Source organism: Kitasatospora sp. NBC_00039 (assembly GCF_045160625.1).
Taxonomy (GTDB): Bacteria; Actinomycetota; Actinomycetes; order Streptomycetales; family Streptomycetaceae; genus Kitasatospora.
Genome location: NZ_CP108289.1, coordinates 304,147 through 321,465 on the forward strand (window position 1 = coordinate 304,147; position 17,319 = coordinate 321,465).

Annotated in this window: 15 protein-coding genes; 10 read left to right on the plus strand and 5 right to left on the minus strand. The window is 73.2% G+C overall.

The window, feature by feature from the left end; all coding sequences use genetic code 11:
* The first annotated feature begins 332 nt into the window (after window positions 1–332).
* The 7 genes from OG286_RS01685 (at window position 333) to sbnB (ending at window position 6,809) form a co-directional block, all read left to right on the plus strand.
* Window positions 333–953, plus strand: coding sequence for a response regulator transcription factor (locus OG286_RS01685; RefSeq protein ID WP_396320204.1), 621 nt, complete (start codon window positions 333–335; stop codon window positions 951–953).
* A 44-nt stretch (window positions 954–997) separates the two neighbouring features.
* Complete coding sequence (locus OG286_RS01690; RefSeq protein ID WP_396320205.1) at window positions 998–1,588, plus strand: response regulator transcription factor; 591 nt, start codon at window positions 998–1,000, stop codon at window positions 1,586–1,588.
* Window positions 1,589–1,797: 209 nt separating this feature from the next.
* On the plus strand, window positions 1,798–3,099 hold the full coding sequence (gene ectB / locus OG286_RS01695; protein WP_396320206.1) for a diaminobutyrate--2-oxoglutarate transaminase: 1,302 nt from the start codon (window positions 1,798–1,800) through the stop codon (window positions 3,097–3,099).
* 34 nt (window positions 3,100–3,133) lie between these two features.
* Window positions 3,134–4,087 carry an ornithine carbamoyltransferase gene (locus OG286_RS01700; protein WP_396320207.1) on the plus strand — a complete coding sequence of 318 codons (954 nt, stop codon included), beginning with the start codon at window positions 3,134–3,136 and terminating at the stop codon, window positions 4,085–4,087.
* 550 nt (window positions 4,088–4,637) lie between these two features.
* Complete coding sequence (locus OG286_RS01705) at window positions 4,638–4,796, plus strand: hypothetical protein (RefSeq protein ID WP_396320208.1); 159 nt, start codon at window positions 4,638–4,640, stop codon at window positions 4,794–4,796.
* Window positions 4,789–5,802: a 2,3-diaminopropionate biosynthesis protein SbnA gene (gene sbnA, locus OG286_RS01710; RefSeq protein WP_396320209.1), complete on the plus strand. Its 1,014-nt coding sequence runs from the start codon at window positions 4,789–4,791 to the stop codon at window positions 5,800–5,802. The genes OG286_RS01705 and sbnA overlap by 8 nt, the downstream gene beginning before the upstream one ends.
* Window positions 5,796–6,809 (plus strand): 2,3-diaminopropionate biosynthesis protein SbnB, encoded by a 1,014-nt coding sequence (sbnB, locus tag OG286_RS01715; RefSeq protein ID WP_405363423.1) that lies wholly within the window; start codon window positions 5,796–5,798, stop codon window positions 6,807–6,809. Before sbnA ends, sbnB begins: the two co-directional genes overlap by 7 nt.
* Before the next feature lie 73 nt (window positions 6,810–6,882).
* On the opposite strand, the gene OG286_RS01720 is transcribed toward sbnB, so the two are convergent.
* From OG286_RS01720 to OG286_RS01735, 4 genes are all read right to left on the minus strand, one after another.
* Window positions 6,883–9,789: an ATP-binding protein gene (locus OG286_RS01720; protein WP_405363421.1), complete on the minus strand. Its 2,907-nt coding sequence runs from the start codon at window positions 9,787–9,789 to the stop codon at window positions 6,883–6,885.
* A gap of 111 nt (window positions 9,790–9,900) precedes the next feature.
* Window positions 9,901–10,104, minus strand: coding sequence for a hypothetical protein (locus OG286_RS01725; protein WP_396320212.1), 204 nt, complete (start codon window positions 10,102–10,104; stop codon window positions 9,901–9,903).
* Between the two features lie 42 nt (window positions 10,105–10,146).
* Complete coding sequence (locus OG286_RS01730; protein ID WP_396320213.1) at window positions 10,147–13,098, minus strand: type 2 lanthipeptide synthetase LanM family protein; 2,952 nt, start codon at window positions 13,096–13,098, stop codon at window positions 10,147–10,149.
* A gap of 417 nt (window positions 13,099–13,515) precedes the next feature.
* Entirely contained in the window at window positions 13,516–13,809 is a 294-nt protein-coding gene (locus tag OG286_RS01735) for a DUF1330 domain-containing protein (protein ID WP_396320214.1), read from the minus strand.
* A 188-nt stretch (window positions 13,810–13,997) separates the two neighbouring features.
* On the opposite strand from OG286_RS01735, the gene OG286_RS01740 reads away from it, so the two are divergent.
* Window positions 13,998–14,900 (plus strand): LysR family transcriptional regulator, encoded by a 903-nt coding sequence (locus tag OG286_RS01740; protein WP_396320215.1) that lies wholly within the window; start codon window positions 13,998–14,000, stop codon window positions 14,898–14,900.
* A gap of 239 nt (window positions 14,901–15,139) precedes the next feature.
* The gene (locus OG286_RS01745) at window positions 15,140–15,286 is read left to right on the plus strand and encodes a hypothetical protein (protein WP_396320216.1); all 147 of its coding nucleotides are present in this window, start codon (window positions 15,140–15,142) and stop codon (window positions 15,284–15,286) included.
* A gap of 140 nt (window positions 15,287–15,426) precedes the next feature.
* Here OG286_RS01745 and OG286_RS01750 read toward each other — a convergent pair whose 3' ends face one another.
* On the minus strand, window positions 15,427–15,957 hold the full coding sequence (locus OG286_RS01750) for a MarR family winged helix-turn-helix transcriptional regulator (protein WP_396320217.1): 531 nt from the start codon (window positions 15,955–15,957) through the stop codon (window positions 15,427–15,429).
* A gap of 221 nt (window positions 15,958–16,178) precedes the next feature.
* On the opposite strand from OG286_RS01750, the gene OG286_RS01755 reads away from it, so the two are divergent.
* Window positions 16,179–17,249: an alkene reductase gene (locus OG286_RS01755; RefSeq protein WP_396320218.1), complete on the plus strand. Its 1,071-nt coding sequence runs from the start codon at window positions 16,179–16,181 to the stop codon at window positions 17,247–17,249.
* The last annotated feature ends 70 nt before the right edge of the window (window positions 17,250–17,319 follow it).

The window sequence follows — 17,319 nt, forward strand, 5'->3', positions numbered from 1 at the left end:
CCGTCATGGGGGCATCGCCCCCATGTTTCCCGCATGTCTCCCGGCGCGCCCCGGCGGGCGCACGGCGGTTCGCTGCACGGCTGTGCGGCGCAGGACGGCACGCACGACGGGCGCACGGCGGTTCGCTGCACGGCTGTGCGGCGCAGGACGGCACGCACTGTGGGAGGCGCCGGGAGGGCGGCGAGGGTCGTGTGCGAGCGGCCGCGCAGGTCGGTGCCGGTCCAGCCCGCCGCGGGTCGGGAAATCTGGGTGCCCTCACCCGATGCCGCCGGGCGCTCACCGGTCGATGATCTCTTCCTGTCGGGTACGGGCCAGATCCCCAGGAGGAGCCGATGGGTGAACCGGTGAGAGTCAGCATCGTCGCGCAGGACCCGGTGCTGGAGGCCGGTGCGCGGACCAGCCTGCAGCGCCACGGCGACATCGCGGTGGCGCCGCCCGGGGAGCCGGCGCAGGTCGCGGTCATCATGGTGGACCGCGTGACCCCGCAGGTGATGGACACGGTGCGGGCGTCCCGGGAGGCGGACCCGCGCCGGGAGATCGTGCTGGTCGCGACGGAGCTCGCGGCCGGCGACGCGGTCCAAGCGTTCGCGGCCGGCACCCGAGGACTGCTGCGCCGATCCGAGGCCACCGTGGAGCGGCTGGCGTGGACCGTCGTGGCGGCCGCCGCGGGCGACTGCACGCTCCCGCCGGACCTGCTGGACGGGCTCCTCGAGCACGGGGGCGGCACCCACCGCTCGGGCGGGGTGGCGGCGCCGGCCGGGTGGGAGCTGTCGGAGCGGGAGCAGGCGGTCCTGCGGCTGGTCGCCGACGGCCGGGAGACCGAGGAGATCGCGCGTGAACTGTGCTACTCGTCCCGCACCGTGACCACCGTGGTGTACGACGTGACCCGGCGGTTCCGATTGCGCAACCGCGCACATGCGGTGGCGTTCGCACTGCGGGCGGGCCTGCTGTGACCGCGACGACGGCGGTCCTCCCCACCGCGGGACCCAGGGTACGGGTGCGGTCGAGCGACGCGGTGGCGCGAGCGGCGGTGGAGGCCAAGCTGGCGGTCGCGGGGCTCCGTCCGGTCCGTGCGCCGGAGCCGTCGTCGCGGGACGTGCTGGTGGCCGTCGGCGGCACCGTGGAGGGCGCGATCGAAGCCTGCCGGCCCGCCCTTCCGGCCAGTGGCGAGCGGCTGTTGGTGGTGGTGGCCGACGTGCTGTCCCGGCACGGTGTGCTGCGGGCGCTGAAGGCGGGCGCGCGGGCCATGCTGCTCTCCGCCGAGGCGACGCCGACGCGACTGGCCGCGGCCGTCCACTCGGCCCACCGCGGCGAGGGCCGGCTCTCCCACCCGGTGCTGGCCTGCCTGCTCAACGGGGCGCCGGAGCCGGCCGGTCCCGGCCGGCGCGCGGGCACCCCGCAGCTGACGGACCGTCAGATCGAGGTGCTCCGGCTGATGGCGGACGGGCACGGCAACGAGGCCATCGCCCGGACGCTGTCCTGCTCCAAGCACACCGTCAAGAACGTGATCTACGAGCTGATGGGCCAGCTCCAGGTGCACAACAGGTCCCACGCGGTCGCGCACGCCGTGCGGACCGGGCTGATCTGACCGGGCCAGCCGCCGCGGGACACCGGACCGGGACAAACGCGCAGCGCCGCGGCGCCGAGCCTGCCACTCGTTCCCTGGCACCGTGCCGCGGTCCGGCGGCACGCTGCTCCTGCGCATGTCCGTCCGGCGGGCATGGCCACCCTCCCTCCACCCGCGGACGCCGCCCCGAGCGGTCCCCCCGCGGGTTCGATCCCTGCCGAGAGGACCCGATGGACATCGCCGAGGACGCCCCGAACACCGGCCAGGAGCCGTTGCCGGAGCACGAGTTCAAGATCTTCGAGGAGCTGGAGTCGGAGGTCCGGCTGTACTGCCGTAAGTTCCCGGCCGTCTTCGAGCGGGCCAAGGGCGTCGAGCTGCACGCCGAGGACGGCCGGACGTTCACCGACTTCTTCTGCGGCGCGGGGACACTCAACTACGGGCACAACAACGACTTCATCAAGGCCCGGGTCGCCGGGTACCTCGCCGCCGACGGCATCGCGCACGGCCTGGACATGTACACCGTGGCCAAGCGGGAGTTCCTGACCGCCTTCGCCGACACCGTGCTGCGGCCCCGCGGGCTGGACTACAAGGCGCAGTTCACCGGCCCGACCGGGACCGACGCCGTGGAGGCCGCGCTCAAGCTCGCCCGCAAGCACACCGGCCGCACCGGCGTGGTCGCGTTCACCGGCGCGTACCACGGCATGTCGCGCGGCTCGCTCGCGGTGACCGGCAGCCGCCGGGCCCGCCGGGCGGGCGGGGTCAGCGGGCAGGACGTCACGTTCATCCCCTACGAGGACGGTCCCCAGGGCCCGTTCGACTCGATCGGATACCTGGAGCGGCTGCTCGCCGACCCGTCCTCGGGCGTCGACCTGCCGGCCGCGGTGATCCTCGAGCCGATGCAGATGGAGGGTGGTGTCTACCCGGCGAGCAGCGCGTGGCTGCGGGCCCTGCGCGAACTCACCGAGCGGCACGGGATCCTGCTGATCCTCGACGAGATCCAGGCGGGCTGCGGCCGCTCCGGCCGGTTCTTCTGCTTCGAGCACGCCGGGATCGTCCCGGACGTGGTGACGCTGTCCAAGTCGCTCAGCGGCTACGGGCTTCCGCTGTCGATGGTGCTCTTCAAGCGGGAGTTGGACGCATGGGAGCCCGGCGAGCACACCGGGACCTTCCGCGGCAACCAGCTGGCCTTCGTCGCCGCCACCGCGGCCTGCGAGCTGTGGCGGCAGGACTCCTTCCACACCCACCTCGCCGCCGCGATCGAACGCCTGGACCGGTTCTGCGGCGAACTGGACGAGCTGGGGCAGGACTTGGTGACGCGTGGACGCGGGATGGCGCTCGGCATCGACCTCGGCGCCTCCGGCGGCCCGCTGCGCGCCGACCGGCTGCAGCGCCACGCCTTCGAGCAGGGGCTGATCGTCGAACTCTGCGGCCGCGACGACGAGGTGGTCAAGCTGCTGCCACCGCTGACCGTCGACCTCGCGCTCCTCGACCGCGGCCTCGACGTGCTGCTGCAGGGCCTGCGAACGATCTGACGAACCTGACGTACCGCCAAGGAAGGAGGACGGAATGTCCCGTCCGCAACACCGCCACCTGATCTCGATCGACGACCTCGGCTTCGAGGAGATGCACCGCATCGTGCAGCGGGGCGCCGACTTCGCGGCCGGTCGCTGCGAGGACGCCCGCCCGCTGCGCGACGCGGTCGTGGGCGTCCTGTTCCGCAAGACCTCCACCCGCACCCGCACCGCCTTCTCGGCCGGAACGCTGCGCCTGGGCGGCCGGTTGATCTCCTACGGCCCCGACGACCTGCAGGAGAACACCGGGGAGACCGTCGAGGACACCGCCGCGGTGCTGTCCCGGATGCTCGACGTCCTGGTGGCCAGGACCGTTGGCAGCGAGGCCGAGCTGCGGGCCTTCGCCGCCCAACGGCGGATGGCCGTCGTCAACGCGATGAGCGCCGCCGAGCACCCCACCCAGGCGCTCACCGACCTCACCACGCTGCTCGGCCGGTTCGGGCGGATCGAGGGCCTGCGGGTGCTCTATGTCGGCGAGGGCAACAACACCGCCTCGGCGCTGACGTTGGCGCTGTCCCGTTACCCCGGGACGGAGCTGCACCTGCGAACTCCTGGCGGCTACGGGGTCGAGCAGCGCTACCTCGACCGGGCCGCCGACTACGCGGCGGGCAGCGGCGCGCTGGTGGAGCAGCGGCACGACATGGCCGACCTGCCCGAGGTCGACGTGGTCTACACCACCCGATGGCAGACCACCGGCTCGACGAAGCCCGACCCCGACTGGCGGATCGCCTTCGAGCCGTTCCGGGTGGACAAGGCTGTCATGGACGCCACCCCCGACGCGCTGTTCATGCACGACCTGCCCGCGCACCGCGGCGACGAGGTGACCGCCGAGGTGCTCGACGGGCCCGCCTCGATCGCCTTCGAGCAGGCCGAGAACAAGTACCACAGCGCCCGCGCGGTGCTGGAGTGGTGCGTCGGCACCGACCCGGCCGGAGCCGGCCAGGAGTGAGCCCGGCCGAACGGGCCGCCTCTCGGAGCCCCGGGAGGGCGGCCTGTTCGGCGTGTCCGCGGACGGCGCGGTACGACCACCGGCGGACCGGGCCGCGGGGACGAGGAGGTCGGCTCCCCGCGATCGCGCCGCGGGGAGCCGACCTCTCGGTCCGACCATCAGGTGCCGTCCCGGGTGGGGCCGGTGCCGGTGCAGCCGCCCCGGGTGGGGCCGGTGCCGTTGGCCGAGGGTGGCCGGGGCGGGCTCGCGCCACACCTTGAGCCGGCCCGGCCCGGAAGGGGTGGGTCCTGGCCGCCTGGATGGTCCTCCTCGGCGCGACCGCCACCCTCAGCCTCTCGGCGCGCTCCGCCCGCTCCCTCGCCGCGCCGCCGAGTCCGCCCCGAACGCCTGACGCCCGAACGCCCGCGCCGGTGACACCCACCGGCCGCCAAGGACACAGCGGCAGGGTGCGCATGCTGTTCCTGCTGCCCGTTTGTCTCTTGCCGCCGTTCCCCGACGCCCGGCAGGCTCGCCCCGTCGCAGTGTCAACCCCGGAGCTAGGAGGGCCGTTGTGGCCGAGGAAGCCATCGACACCTGCACGTACCAGGTCGTCGTCGACGACGAGGAGCAGCATGCGATCCGGCTCCCCGACCGCGAACCGCCGCTCGACCGGCGGACCGATGGCACCCGTGGTGCCAGTCTCACCGGCGGGGCCCGTGCGCATGTCTGACACCGTTCCGGCCGGCGTGCTCCAGACCGTGGGCCGGACGCCGCTGGTCGAGCTGACCAGGATCGACCCGGCCGGCCGCTTCCGCCTCTTCGCCAAGCTGGAGGCGCACAACCCGGGCGGCTCCATCAAGGACCGCTCCGCGCTGGAGCTGTTGCGCGAGGGCATCCGGTCCGGCCGGCTGGTTCCCGGACGGTCGGTCGTCGTCGAGTCCAGCTCGGGCAACCTGGGCATCGGGCTCGCCCAGGTCTGCGGATACTTCGGGATCCGCTTCATCTGCGTGGTGGACCCCCGCGCCAACCGCCAGAACATCGCCGTCATGCGGGCGCTGGGCGCCGAGGTCGAGGTGGTCACCCGGACCGACCCGGTCACCGGCGAGTACCTGCCGGTGCGGATCCGGCGGGTGCGCGAGGTCCTCGCCGGGACCGAGCACGCCTACTGGCCGGACCAGTACTCGAACCCGCTCAACCCGCGCTCGCACCACGCGACGATGCGGGAGATCTGCGAGGCCGTTCCCGGCGGCCTGGACTACCTGTTCTGCGCGACCAGTTCGTGCGGAACACTGCGCGGCTGCGCCGAGTACGCGCGAGAGCAGCAGCTCCCGGTGACGCTCGTGGCCGTCGACGCCGAGGGCAGCGTCATCTTCGGGCGAAGGCCCGCACCCCGGCTCATCCCCGGCCACGGCGCCGCCGTCCGGCCGGCGCTCCACCAGGACGGCCTCGCGGACGAAGTGGTGCACGTCAGCGATCTGGACTGCGTGGTCAACTGCCGGCGGCTGGCGAACCGCGAGGCGATCCTCGCCGGCGGCTCGTCGGGTGCGGTGCTCGCCGCGGTCCGGCGGATGAGCGAGCGGATCCGGCCCGGCGCGACCTGCGCCGTGATCCTCCCCGACCGGGGCGAACGCTACCTCGACACGATCTACAACGACGACTGGGTCACGTCGCACTTCGGCGACGTCACCCACCTGTGGAGGGAGAACAGTCCGGTGGCCGAGGTGACAGCATGCTGATTCTGACAGCCCGTGACGTACGGCAGGTCCTGGACGGTGCGGAGCACCAGGTGGTCGAGGCGGTGAGCCGGGCCTACCGGCTGCACGCGGCCGGCCGGACCGCGGTTCCCCACTCGCTCTTCCTGCGGTTCCCCGAGGAGGCCCGCAACCGGATCATCGCCCTGCCCGCCTACCTCGGGAACACCGGGGACCCCGGAGACCGGGAGCCGGTCGCCGGCATCAAGTGGATCTCGTCCTTCCCGGGCAACCTGCTCTCCGGACTGGAGCGCGCCTCGGCGGCGGTCATCCTCAACTCGATGCGCACCGGCCACCCCGAGGTGCTGCTGGAGGGTTCGGTGATCTCCGCCCGGCGCACCGCGGCCGGCGCCGCGCTCGCTGCCGCGACGCTCGCCCCGCGGGAGCCGCAGACCGGCGTCACGCTGATCGGCTGCGGCGTGATCAACTTCGAGGTGCTCACCTTCCTGCGCGCCCTGCTGCCCGACCTGGCCGAGGTCACCCTGTTCGATCTCGACCCGGCCCGCGCGCGGGCGTTCGCCGAACGGTGCGCGGCCCGGCTGCCCGAGCTCAAGACCGCCGTTGCCGAACGGATCGAGGACGCCCTGGCGGCCCACCGGCTGGTCTCCCTCGCCACCACCGCGTCCACCCCGCACCTGGACCCCTCCCCCTGCCGGCCCGGGACACTGCTGCTCCACCTGTCCCTTCGCGACCTCACCCCGGAGACCATCCTGTCCAGCGTCAACATCGTCGACGACGGCGACCACGTGTGCCGCGAGGCCACCTCGCTGCACCTGGCCGAACAGCAGGCCGGTCACCGCGACTTCATCGCCGATTCGATCGGTGCCGTCCTCACCGCCGGCCGCTGCCACCGCGACCCCGAGGCGCTCACGGTCTTCTCGCCCTTCGGCCTGGGCGTCCTCGACCTCGCCGTCGCCGACCTGGTCCACCACCGGGCACAGGAGCAGGGCCTCGGCACCCATGTCCCGGACTTCCTCGCCCCCGGGGCGTAGGAGCGGCAGGTCCGCGGGGGCGAGGGAGACCCCGCCCCCGCGGAACCTCCGGAGACCGGGCACCGCGGGCCGGTCAGTCCCCGCACAGCTCCCGGGCGAGGCGGCACAGCTCCGCGCGGTCCGCACTGCCGGTCTTGTGGAGCAGGCCGGCGATGTGCTTCTCCACCGTGCGGGGCGATATCGACAGCCGCTGGGCGATGTCCTGGTTCCCGAGGCGCTCCACGAGCAGGACGAACACGTCGTACTGACGTAGCGTCACCCCGCTCGCCCGCAGCGCCTCAGGGATCAGCTCCCGCCCGGTGCGCCGCTGTGCGACCGACACGCCCGCCTGCCGGAACAGCGATCGGCAGGCACCGGCGACGGAACGGACGCCGGCCTCGTGGAAGTACTCCTCGGCAGTGCGCAGCCAGCCGACGGGATCTCCCCAGCCGTCGGCGAGGGCCGCCTCTGCGACCAGGCGCAGCCCGAGGTGCCGGGCAGTCGGGAACCTCCGGGCCGCCTGCACCGCCACCTCCACCCGGGCGACGGCCTCCCCGCCACGGCCCTCGCGTCCGAGCAGGACGGCGTCGGCGAGCAGCAGGAACTGCCGGTTCCACGCCAGCGCGGAGGCCGGTGCCGCCAGGACGGTCGCGTACGCCGCGCGGTCGGCGGTGCCCTCCAGGACGGCGAGCAACGGGCCGAGGCCGTGTCGTCCGCTGAGGTAGAACACGTTGGGGTGCCGGTCCTCCCAGGCGGCCGCGGCGGCCAGTTCGGCCAGTGCCTGGGCGCGGTTCTCCTCCAGGAGAGCGCAGAAGGCCCGGCACAGGCCGTGCACGACCGGCGTGAGGAAGGAAGCGGAGTCGTCGGCGCGCTCGAAGCGGAGCAGTTCCCGCTCCATCTGGCGCCGCCGGCCCTGGTGGGCGGCGAGGGTTGCCGCCACCAGCAGAAGGTAGCGGTGGATGCCGAGGTTGCGCATCCTGGCACTCGGCTCCAGGCAGCGGTCGATGATCTCCCGGGCGGCCGGGAAGTCGGCGCGCTGCAGGGCGTCCATGGCCAGCAGGCCTTCCGCGTGCTGGGCGAGGATGAGGGCCCCCAGGTCGCGGGCGGCGTCCCTGGCCTCCCGGATCCGACGCGCGTCACCGGTGCGCATGAAGGCGTTCCCGCCGAGCCGCAGCAGTGCCTCCACCCGCCAGACCGGCAGAGTGTGCGCCTCCGCGACGGCGAGCATCCGCTCCAGACACGCGTCCGCCTCGTCGAAGCCGCGTTCGCGGGCCAACAGGGCCAGCAACTGCCACGCCTGGCAGGCCACTACGGGGAGCTTCTCGCGCTCGGCGACCTCGGCCGCCTCGCGGGCCAGCCGCTCGGTCTGCGCCGTCGCCCCGCCGTGGCCGGGCAGCAGCGCCAGGTGGCCCTCGACCACGTCGAGGGCGGCGGTCTGGCGGGGATCGGCGGAGCCGTCGAGCTGCGCACGGGCCGCGGCGATCTGCGCCAGGGTGTCGGCGGCACGCTCGGCGATCACGGCCACCCAGGCGAGCCTGGTGTGCAGGGCGACGCGACGCTCGATGTCCAGCGCGTCGGCCCCGGCATCCGGTAACGACTCGGCAAGGGCGAACACCCGGTCCAGCTGCCCTTCCTCGGCCAGCGCGTAGACCAGCGACTCGACGACGTCGGTGCGGTCGGTCGCCGCAGCCAGCTCATGGGCCCGCTCCAGCAGTTGCACGGCGGTGGTCGAGGCTCCCGCGGCGAGCGTGCGGCGGCCCGCCTCGGCGTAGAGCAGCGCCGCTCCCGGCCTGTCGCCGCCCAACTGCCGCAGGTGCGCGACCAACTGGCAGTGGCCGTCGGAGAGTGCCGGGTCGGCCGCCAGGATCGCCTCGGCCGCCCGGAGGGCGATCACGGCCCGCTCGGCCGGCGGCAGTCCGGCGAGCAGGGCCTCCGCCGTGAGCGCGTGCCGGAAGGCGTACTGGTCGACGGCGGTGGGGTCGGGGACGACGAAGCCCGAGGCGGCCGCCGCGGCCAGGTGATCGAGCAGCAGCCGCGTGCCGTGGCCGGTGATCAGCTTGAGCGTGCCGAGCGAGAAGCCGGTGCCGAGGGTGGCGGCCAGCAGCAGCAGGTCGCGCACCTGTGGATCGAGCTGCTCCAGCCGGTGGCGCAGGCCGCTGACCACGTTGGCCGGAACGGCGGCCGCCAGGTCACCGGCGACCCGCCAGTCGCCGCCGTCCTGGCGCAGCGCCCCGGAGGTGACCATCTCGGCGAGCAACTCCTCGACGAGGTAGGGGATCCCGTTGCTGAAGGTGTTCAGCCGGTCGACCACGGCGGCGGGCACCTGCTCGGCCCGCAACTCCAGGCAGCCGGCCGCGAGCGCGCCGATCTGGGACATGCCGAGCGGCTCCAGGACGGCCACCGAGGCGACCCGGCGGCGCTCGCCGCCCCGGGCCAGCTCCAGGGCGGTCCCCGGTTCGGGCCGCAGCGTGGCCACCAGGAGGACCGGCAGGCCCGCCAGGTTGTCGACCAGGTAGTCCACCACGGCGATGGTGTCCGAGTCGGCCTCGTGCAGGTCCTCCAGGACGAGCAGGCAGCCGCCGTCCCGGCCGATGACGACCAGCAGCCGCAGCATCGCCTCGGCCAGCTCGACCGCGCTCTCGGGGTAGCCGGGCACGGCGGTGTGCCGCCACTCCGGGATCACCCGGCCCAGGGCCGGACGGTAGGGCTCCAGCTCCGGGTCGTCGGGGACACCGACGACCCGGAAGCGAGAGTTCAACGCCTCGATGAGCGGGCGGTAGGGGATACCGGCACTGGTCGGGCTGCCGCGTCCGCGCAGCACGGGCAGGCCCAGCGACTCGGCCCGCCCGGCACAGTCCCCCGCCAGCCGGGACTTGCCGATCCCCGCCTCCCCCGAGAGGAAGACTGCGTGGCCCGCGTTGTGCTGAAGATCGGTCAGGGCGCGCCGGAGCAGGCCGAGTTCGATCTCGCGGCCGATGGTCGTCGGGGAAGTGTTGCGCACGTTCGCAGGCTACTGTGCAGGACTTGTGATGAATAGTGATCTCTAAAGGAAGATAATCACGCTTCCTTGCATGCGCCCAGCGGGCGACCGGCCGGAACCACCTCGAAACGGTCAGTGGTGCTCGTCGGTGACCGGCTGGCTGATCGTGGTCCACTGACTGGTGCTGCGGAACGCCGAGGCCTCACGCAGCAGCCGGGACCGACGGCCGAGTCCTCCGCCGCTCCGCAGCCGGATCTCACCCGCCGGGTGGTCGCCGGTGGCGCCGAATCCGCTGGTGGGCTGCTTCCGGCGCGGCAGGAGGTCGGTGGTGTTCATGAACGGTTTCCTTTCCACTGCAGACGATCTCGGAGGTCGGCGTCAGATGGTCTCGGAGGTGACCGCGGCCCGGGACGCGAGTCGGGCCGACGGCGGTTCAGGGGTCGGCTCCCGCAGCAGCAGCGCCGACGGGACGCGGTCGGCGAAGCCGAGCCGCAGCAGGCCGTGGCCGCAGCCGGCCAGGCCGGTGAGCAGTCCGGGCGACGCGGTCCCGGCCCGGGCGGCGCGGCGGGGGCCGCGCCGGGCCGCACCGGCGGCCCGGTCCCGCAGTGCCGAACGGTCAGGCGTCCGGTGCAGCAACTCCAGTGCGCCCCACTCGCCGTGACACAGGCTGTGATCAGACAACGGTCCGGTGCCGGCGAGACGTCCGACCACCTCGGCGACGGTCTCGGCGAGCCCGGGGTCCGCCATCGCCTCGGCCCGGTCGGCGACCGCCAGCGCCACCCCGGCCGAGCCCGTGCACCAGGAGAGGTCCACCCCGGCGGACGGCAGCGCGGCCACGGCCGAACGCAGCGCGGCCAGTCCCGTCCGGCGGTACCGCTCGCCGCCCCCGGCGGCGGCGAAGCCGAGCAGCGCCCAGCCCACCCCGGCGGCGCCGGTGGCGAAGCCCGGCGCCGCCGGGACGGGCGCGGCGGCGAGCCGGTCGGCGCAGGCATCCGCGCCGCGCCGGAGCTCGGCCGACGGACTCACGCGGTGCGCGGCCAGCAGCGCGACCAGGCCGCCCGCCGTGCCGTCCAACACACCGGTCGGCTGCTCGACGCCGGCGGCCCGGACGGTCAGGGCGGCCGCCGGATCGATCAGGGCGCGCACCCCGGCGTCGTCCAGGGCGGCTGCCACGCCGGTGAGTGCGTACAGGATGCCGCCGAGCCCGGTGAAGCCGCCCGAGCCGACCGCGGCGAGGTCCTCGTCCGGGAGCGCGGCGAGCCGTTCGAGCAGCTCCGGCACCGGCTGCAGAGCGGCCAGCGCCGTCCCGGCGTAGCGGTCCGCACTGGTGACCGCGGCCAGTTGGGCGAGGAACAGTGCGACGCCCGTGTACCCGTGCCCCAGGTCGGCACCGCAGGGCCCCAGCCTGCGGTACCGCTCGCCGAGCGGTTCCACGCCCAGCCAGTTCGCCCGCCCCCGCCCCCGGTGGGCCCGCCCGATCAGCAGGTCGCCGAGCTCCCGGGCGGCGCCGAGCAGCCGCCCCGGAGCGGGCGGTTCGCCCGGCTCGGCGGCGCGCGGGCCGGGCACGGCGGCGGGATGGGCCGCTTTCGCGGCACGGCAGGCCAGCGACGCCCGGATGATCCGCTCCTGCCCGGCGAGGTCGGCCTCGTCCATCGCCGCGAGGCGGTCCGTCACCCGGGCCAGTCCGGGCCGGTCGAGGGCGCCGGGGATGCGGGCGCCGGTGCCGCTCCACAGGTCGGCGCGGCCCGGCCGGGCGGTGAACACCGGCACGTCGCCGGCCTCCAGTTCGGCGACCTCGTGGTCGAGCAGTCCCGGCCAGCCCTGGTCGTCCACCGCGTCCGTACCGAGCAGTCGCAGCAGCGCCTCCCGGTCGGCCGGCTCCCGCAGCACGTCGGGGTGGGTGGCCTCGACGAGGACCGTCGCGTAGACCTGGGTGGCCCGGGTGACCACGCGGACCTCGTCGTCGGCGAAGCGGCGCAGCAGGCCGGTCAGCTCCTGCCGGTCCGTCAGGATCGCTTGGTAGCCGGCGCGGAAGCCGGCCACCAGCGCGTCGGCGTGGGCGGCGGGCTCGGCTTCGGCGCCGTCCAGCCGGGGGCGGTTGTCGCCGGCGGGGACCGAGCCGGGCCGGCGCACCAGCCGCATCTCGTCGGTGCCGGCGGCCTGCCAGCCGATCGCCTCCAGCGGCGAGCGGCGGTCGGTCCCGCCTCCGAGGCCGGAGAGGTCGAGCGCGGCCTCGTCCCCGAGCATCAGTTGGGGCAACAGGCCGGTCCGCTGGACGGACTCGTCCAGCGCACGGCCCGCCGGGTCAGCGGCGGCGGAGTCCTCGGGCGAGGGCGGGTGGAAGAGCGTCTCGACGTCCACCGTTACCGGGTGGTCGCCGCAGGCGATCAGGTTCTCGTGGTGCAGGTCGGTGAGGTCGAGGACGTGGGCGATGGCGAGCAGCGCGCCCTGGCGTCGGTAGAACCGGTCCAGTTCGGCCGGGGAGGCGCAGGGTCCGGCCTCGATGAACTCCGACCAGCCGTATTCCGGACGGGTCAGCAGGGCGGGCGTGCGCAACCCGGGCGTCCCGGGGCGGGTGTTGAACCAGTCGACCAGTTCGCCGAAGTGGTGGTCGGCCGCGAGCGGGCGGGGCTTGTAGACGAGCCGGCTGCCGTCGGCGAAGCCCAGTACGGCGACCCGTCGGCCGCCCCGGTGCGCGTCACCGGTGGTCCGGTCCACGGCGGCCAAGGGCCCCGGGTCGCGTCCGGCCAGCAGCCGGGCGACCAGTTCGGTGCGGTCGGCGGCGTACCGGGTGAGCAGTTCGGCCATGGCCGCGACGGCGTTCACGCAGGAACGGCCGAGCAGCAGGGCCAGCACCGGGTACTCGGCGAACAACCGGGTCAGGCCGGCCCGGGTGCCGGCGGTGGCGACGAAGTCGCGGAACCTGGCCGGCGGGGTCGCGCCCGCCAGTCGCCCCTCCACCCTCGCCACCCGGAGCTCCAACACCAGCGCGCGGGCCGCCAGACCGCCCAGCGCGGCGGCCGTCCGCGCGGTGAACTCCGCCACGATATGCGGCAGTTCGGCCGACCGGCCGACCACCGGGTCGAGCGCGGCGAGCAGCCGCCGCCCGGCCAGAGCGGCGAACGGCGCGAGCACGACGGCGAAGCCGGCCGTCCCGGGCAGCGGCCCGGACGGCAGGACCGGGTCGCCGGGTGCGGCGGCGAGAGCAGCCTCGACGAACTCGGCCGGGTCGAGGTGCCGCGGGCCCGGGGACTGCGCCGGCGCGAGGGTCGGCGACCACCGGGACGAGGCGGCCTCCTCCCCTGCTGCGAACGCACTGTCACCGATCACGGCGCAGAGCCTGTCAGTCCGCCCGGTGGCGGCGCAAGAGACGGGAACCAGCCGGAATTACCCTACCGGGAGACGGCGTTGAGGGTTTCCGGCGCGCCTCGTCCCCGGAGGCGCCGGGCCGCCGGAAGCCCCGGCGCGCGGGCGGGCGGCGACCCTCCTATCGTGGAACCGGAGCGCCGGCAGGGGAACACCCCTCCCAGGGGGATCCGTCCGGGAACACAACGCGATCTGCGACGAACTGCTCACCGGCCCGCCCGTTTGCAGCGGGCGGCCTCCAAGGCGTCGAGCTGGCTTTGGAGCCCGTGCCCGAGATCGCCAAGAAGATCACGATCAAGACCGGCAAGAACGTCGTGAGTCGTCGTTCAGCACCGTGTGCGCATCAGGTGACGGATGCTCAGCGATGGCTGGGCCCGCCGGTCAGTCGATGCCTTCGGTGATGCGGAAGTCGCGCTCGACGCCGTCGGGGAGGGCCACCAGCGCCTTCTGGTATGCCTCGCTCTCGTATGCCGCGACGGCCTGTTCAAAGCTGTCGAACTCGATCAGAACGACGCGTTGCGTGATTCCGGCCTCGTGGGCGACGACTCGACCGCCACGGGACAGGAGGCGCCCGCCCCCAGCCCGGACAGCCGGACGGGCCAGCTTCTCGTAGGCAGTCAGCCTCTCAGGGTCGGAAATGGCGGGGTAGACACTGACCCAGTAGCCCTTGGCCATGGAAACCTCCTGTGTTCGGCCGGACACGTCCGACTTCGAATTGACACTCGGATCGATCGATCCCGGCGACGGGTACTGCGGTCAGCGGAATCGTCATATGCGCAGGTTAGGGCTTGATGTGCGGTCGAGGGAAAGACCGGTACGGGATAGGCTCAGAACGGATCGTTATCAATCGGCAGGGAGGGCACGTGGCGCCGGATACGGTGAGCCTGCGGTACTTCCTGGTGCTGGCACAGGAGTTGAACTTCACCCGCGCGGCCGCACGGATCGGTATCGCACAGCCCGCACTCAGCGCCCGGATGCGCCGATTGGAGGCGGAACTCGGTACGGCCCTGCTGGTCCGCAACACGCGTAGCGTCGTATTGACCACGGCCGGTGCGGCTTTGGCGGAGTCCGCGCCGCCCGCGCTGGCGGCGCTGGACCGGGCATGGGACACTGCCCGGAGCGCGGCAGCCGGTGAACTGGGCACGCTGCGCATCGGATACAGCCTCAGCGCCGGGGCCGAGACGGCACCGGCCCTGGTGGACAGGCTGATTCGCGGCAACATCGGACTCGAGGTCGGCGCGGTCCCGATGGCGACACCGGAGATCTCCCCCGCGGTCGCCGACGGCCGCCTCGATGCCGGGATCACCCGCGGTGAACAACCGGGCCGTGGCGTGCGCCGGTTCCTGCTGCGGCGTGCGCGCATCGGGGTCCAGCTGGCGCAGCACCATCCGCTGGCCGAACACCCGGAGATCGAGATCGCCGACGCGGCCGCGTATCCGCTGCGGCTCCCGGACCGTGCGGCCAACCCCGTGATCCACGATCAGCTGTCCGCACTGTTCCGAGACACCCGACCACACCCCCGATTCCACACGCCCGCAGTCGCTTTCGACATGTCTCAGCGCGACCTGCGCGACGGGGTCACCCTCGCCCCGGCCGGAGAAGCCGCGGCCACGGCACAACCGGCCGGTCTCACCTGGCGACCGCTGCGGGGCGCGCCCAGCCTGACGATCCACCTGGTCCTCCCACGCGAGCAGTCGCCACTACACCGCCGCATCCGTGCCGTCGCCAAAACCCTGGCGCACGAGCTGCACTGGCTGCCGGACTGACGCGCAAGAGGTCAAGCGAGCCGGACGCCTGCGGTGGCGAGCCCGAAGACCTTGCGCCCGGCGGACTTCGCGGTGATGACGACGGCGGTCTTGCTGAATGTCCGACACGCCCTCGCTACGCCGGCGGATCAGCAAGCGCCTGCTGGCTGTTCCCCGGCCGCCAGGCCGGACAGCCGATGAGCCCAGGTGCCCTCCGCGAACACCTACGGGAAGCCGGCATCTCCCCCAGATCCGCCCGAGTGACAGCCCTCCGGCACTACCTCCGACACGCGCCGCCCCCGGTCGTCGCCAAGGCACTCGGCTACACCGGGGCCGCCACCGCCTACGTCGCCACCGAGGTCGGAGCCCCGTGGAGCCGGTACGCACCCGGCAGCCATACACCGTGACACCAGTCCCGATGCGGGAGCCGTCGGCCGACGAGGACGGGAGCGAGCTGAAGGACCGTTGCCCCGTCAGGTGACGGGGCTGCGATGCTGCTCAACCAGCTCTGACGTGCTGTAACGCCGACCAGCTGGAGAGCCGCCGGCTAACTCCCGACTGCGCAGGTGGGGTCGGCGGCGGCCTGGACGAGGTTCTGTTCCAGGCGTTCCAGGGTGTGCAGGGCCTCGGTGCACTCGTCGGCCGAGAGACCCGCGGTGACAAGGTCCTCGAGCTGGCTCCAGCTCTGCTCGACCTCACGCCGTAGGGCGTGGCTGGCCGCGGTGGGTTCGATGAGGGATGCGCGCTTGTCGGTGGGCGAGGGGCGGCGGCGTACGAAGCCGGCCTGCTCCAGGCGCTGGACGGTGCGGGTCATGGTGGCGGCATCGGAGTCCATGAGCCGCACCAGGTCGGTCTGGCGCTGGGGGCCGAGTTCCCACAGGTGCATCATCACCAGCTCCTGGCCCGGATGCAGACCGATGCGGCGCAGTAGCTGTCCGGCGAACATGCGGTGCAGGCGGGCGAGACGGAAGATCGCGTGACTGATGGGCCCGCCGCTCGCCGCGGCCGGCACCGGAACGCTGGCCTCCTGCCCGGCTGCCACGGGATCCTTCCCGGCTGCCGGTGTGGACTGTGTCATCTCTACCTCGCTTTCCTGGTCAGGCAGCTAATGCTATCCCGCACCTCCTCTCTCTACGGGCTGCATCTACCTCAGATTCGGACCTTTCCTGGTCAGGGTGCGTGATTTGCGTCACATATCGACTGGAAAGTGGCTCTCGAATATTTACTTGTTCGAGCAGGTATCTGTTACGTTGGATATGTCGGGGCCACCGCCCATCACTCCTGACGAGGGAAGAGATCATGACCACTGCTTTCGATCCGATCGTTCTGGGCGGCCGCCGCCTGGCCAGCCGTATCGCCATGGCGCCAATGACCCGCAGCCGCGCCTACGGGCCGGGCGCGGAGCCGACCGCTCTGATGGCGGAGTACTACGCGCAGCGCGCCAGTGCCGGGCTGATCGTCACCGAGGGGATCCAGCCCTCGCCGGTCGGCCAGGGCTACCCGGGCACCCCCGGTCTGCACACGGCCGGCCAGGTGGCGGCGTGGCGGACGGTGACCGACGCCGTACACGCCGAGGGGGGCGTGATCTTCGCGCAGCTGATGCACACCGGCCGGATCGGCCACCCCAGCCTGCTGCCCGACGGCCTGGTGCCGCTGGCGCCGTCGGCGGTGGCCGCCAAGGGCCAGGTATTCACCCACGAGGGCCCGAAGGAGTACGTGACCCCGAACGAGCTGAGCGAGGCGGAGATCCGGCAGACGATCGCCGACTTCGCCACCGCGGCCCATAACGCGATCCAGGCCGGCTTCGACGGCGTGGAGATCCACGGCGCCAACGGCTATCTGGTCCACCAGTTCCTCGCCCCGAACACCAACCTGCGCACCGACGCCTGGGGCGGCGGGGTCGAGGGCCGGATCCGGTTCGCCGTCGAGGTGGTCACGGCCGTGACGGAGGCGATCGGCAGCGACCGGGTCGGTCTGCGGATCTCGCCCGGGAACCCGTACAACGACATCGCCGAGCCCCAGCCGGGCGAGGTGTACGAGGCGCTGCTGGAGCAGCTCGCCGGTCTGGACCTGGCCTACCTGCACCTGATGGAGGGCCCGGACCGCGACCTGACCGCCCGGCTGCGCAAGGCCTGGCCGGGCACCTTCGTCCTCAACCCCTTCACCTACCCCGAGGTCACCGGCCCCGAGGCGCTGAAGCTGGTCGAGGACGGAACGGCGGACATGGTCGCCTACGGCGCCCTGTTCCTCGCCAACCCCGACCTTCCGGCCCGCCTGGCCGTCGGCGGCCCGTTCAACACCCCGGACACGGCCACCTTCTACGGCGGCGACCACCGCGGCTACACCGACTACCCCACTCTGACCGCCTAACCGGCGTGGCCACCCTCGTGGCCGCTCTCATGGCCACACAGTGAGTCAGAACGTGTGACCTTTCCTCCCC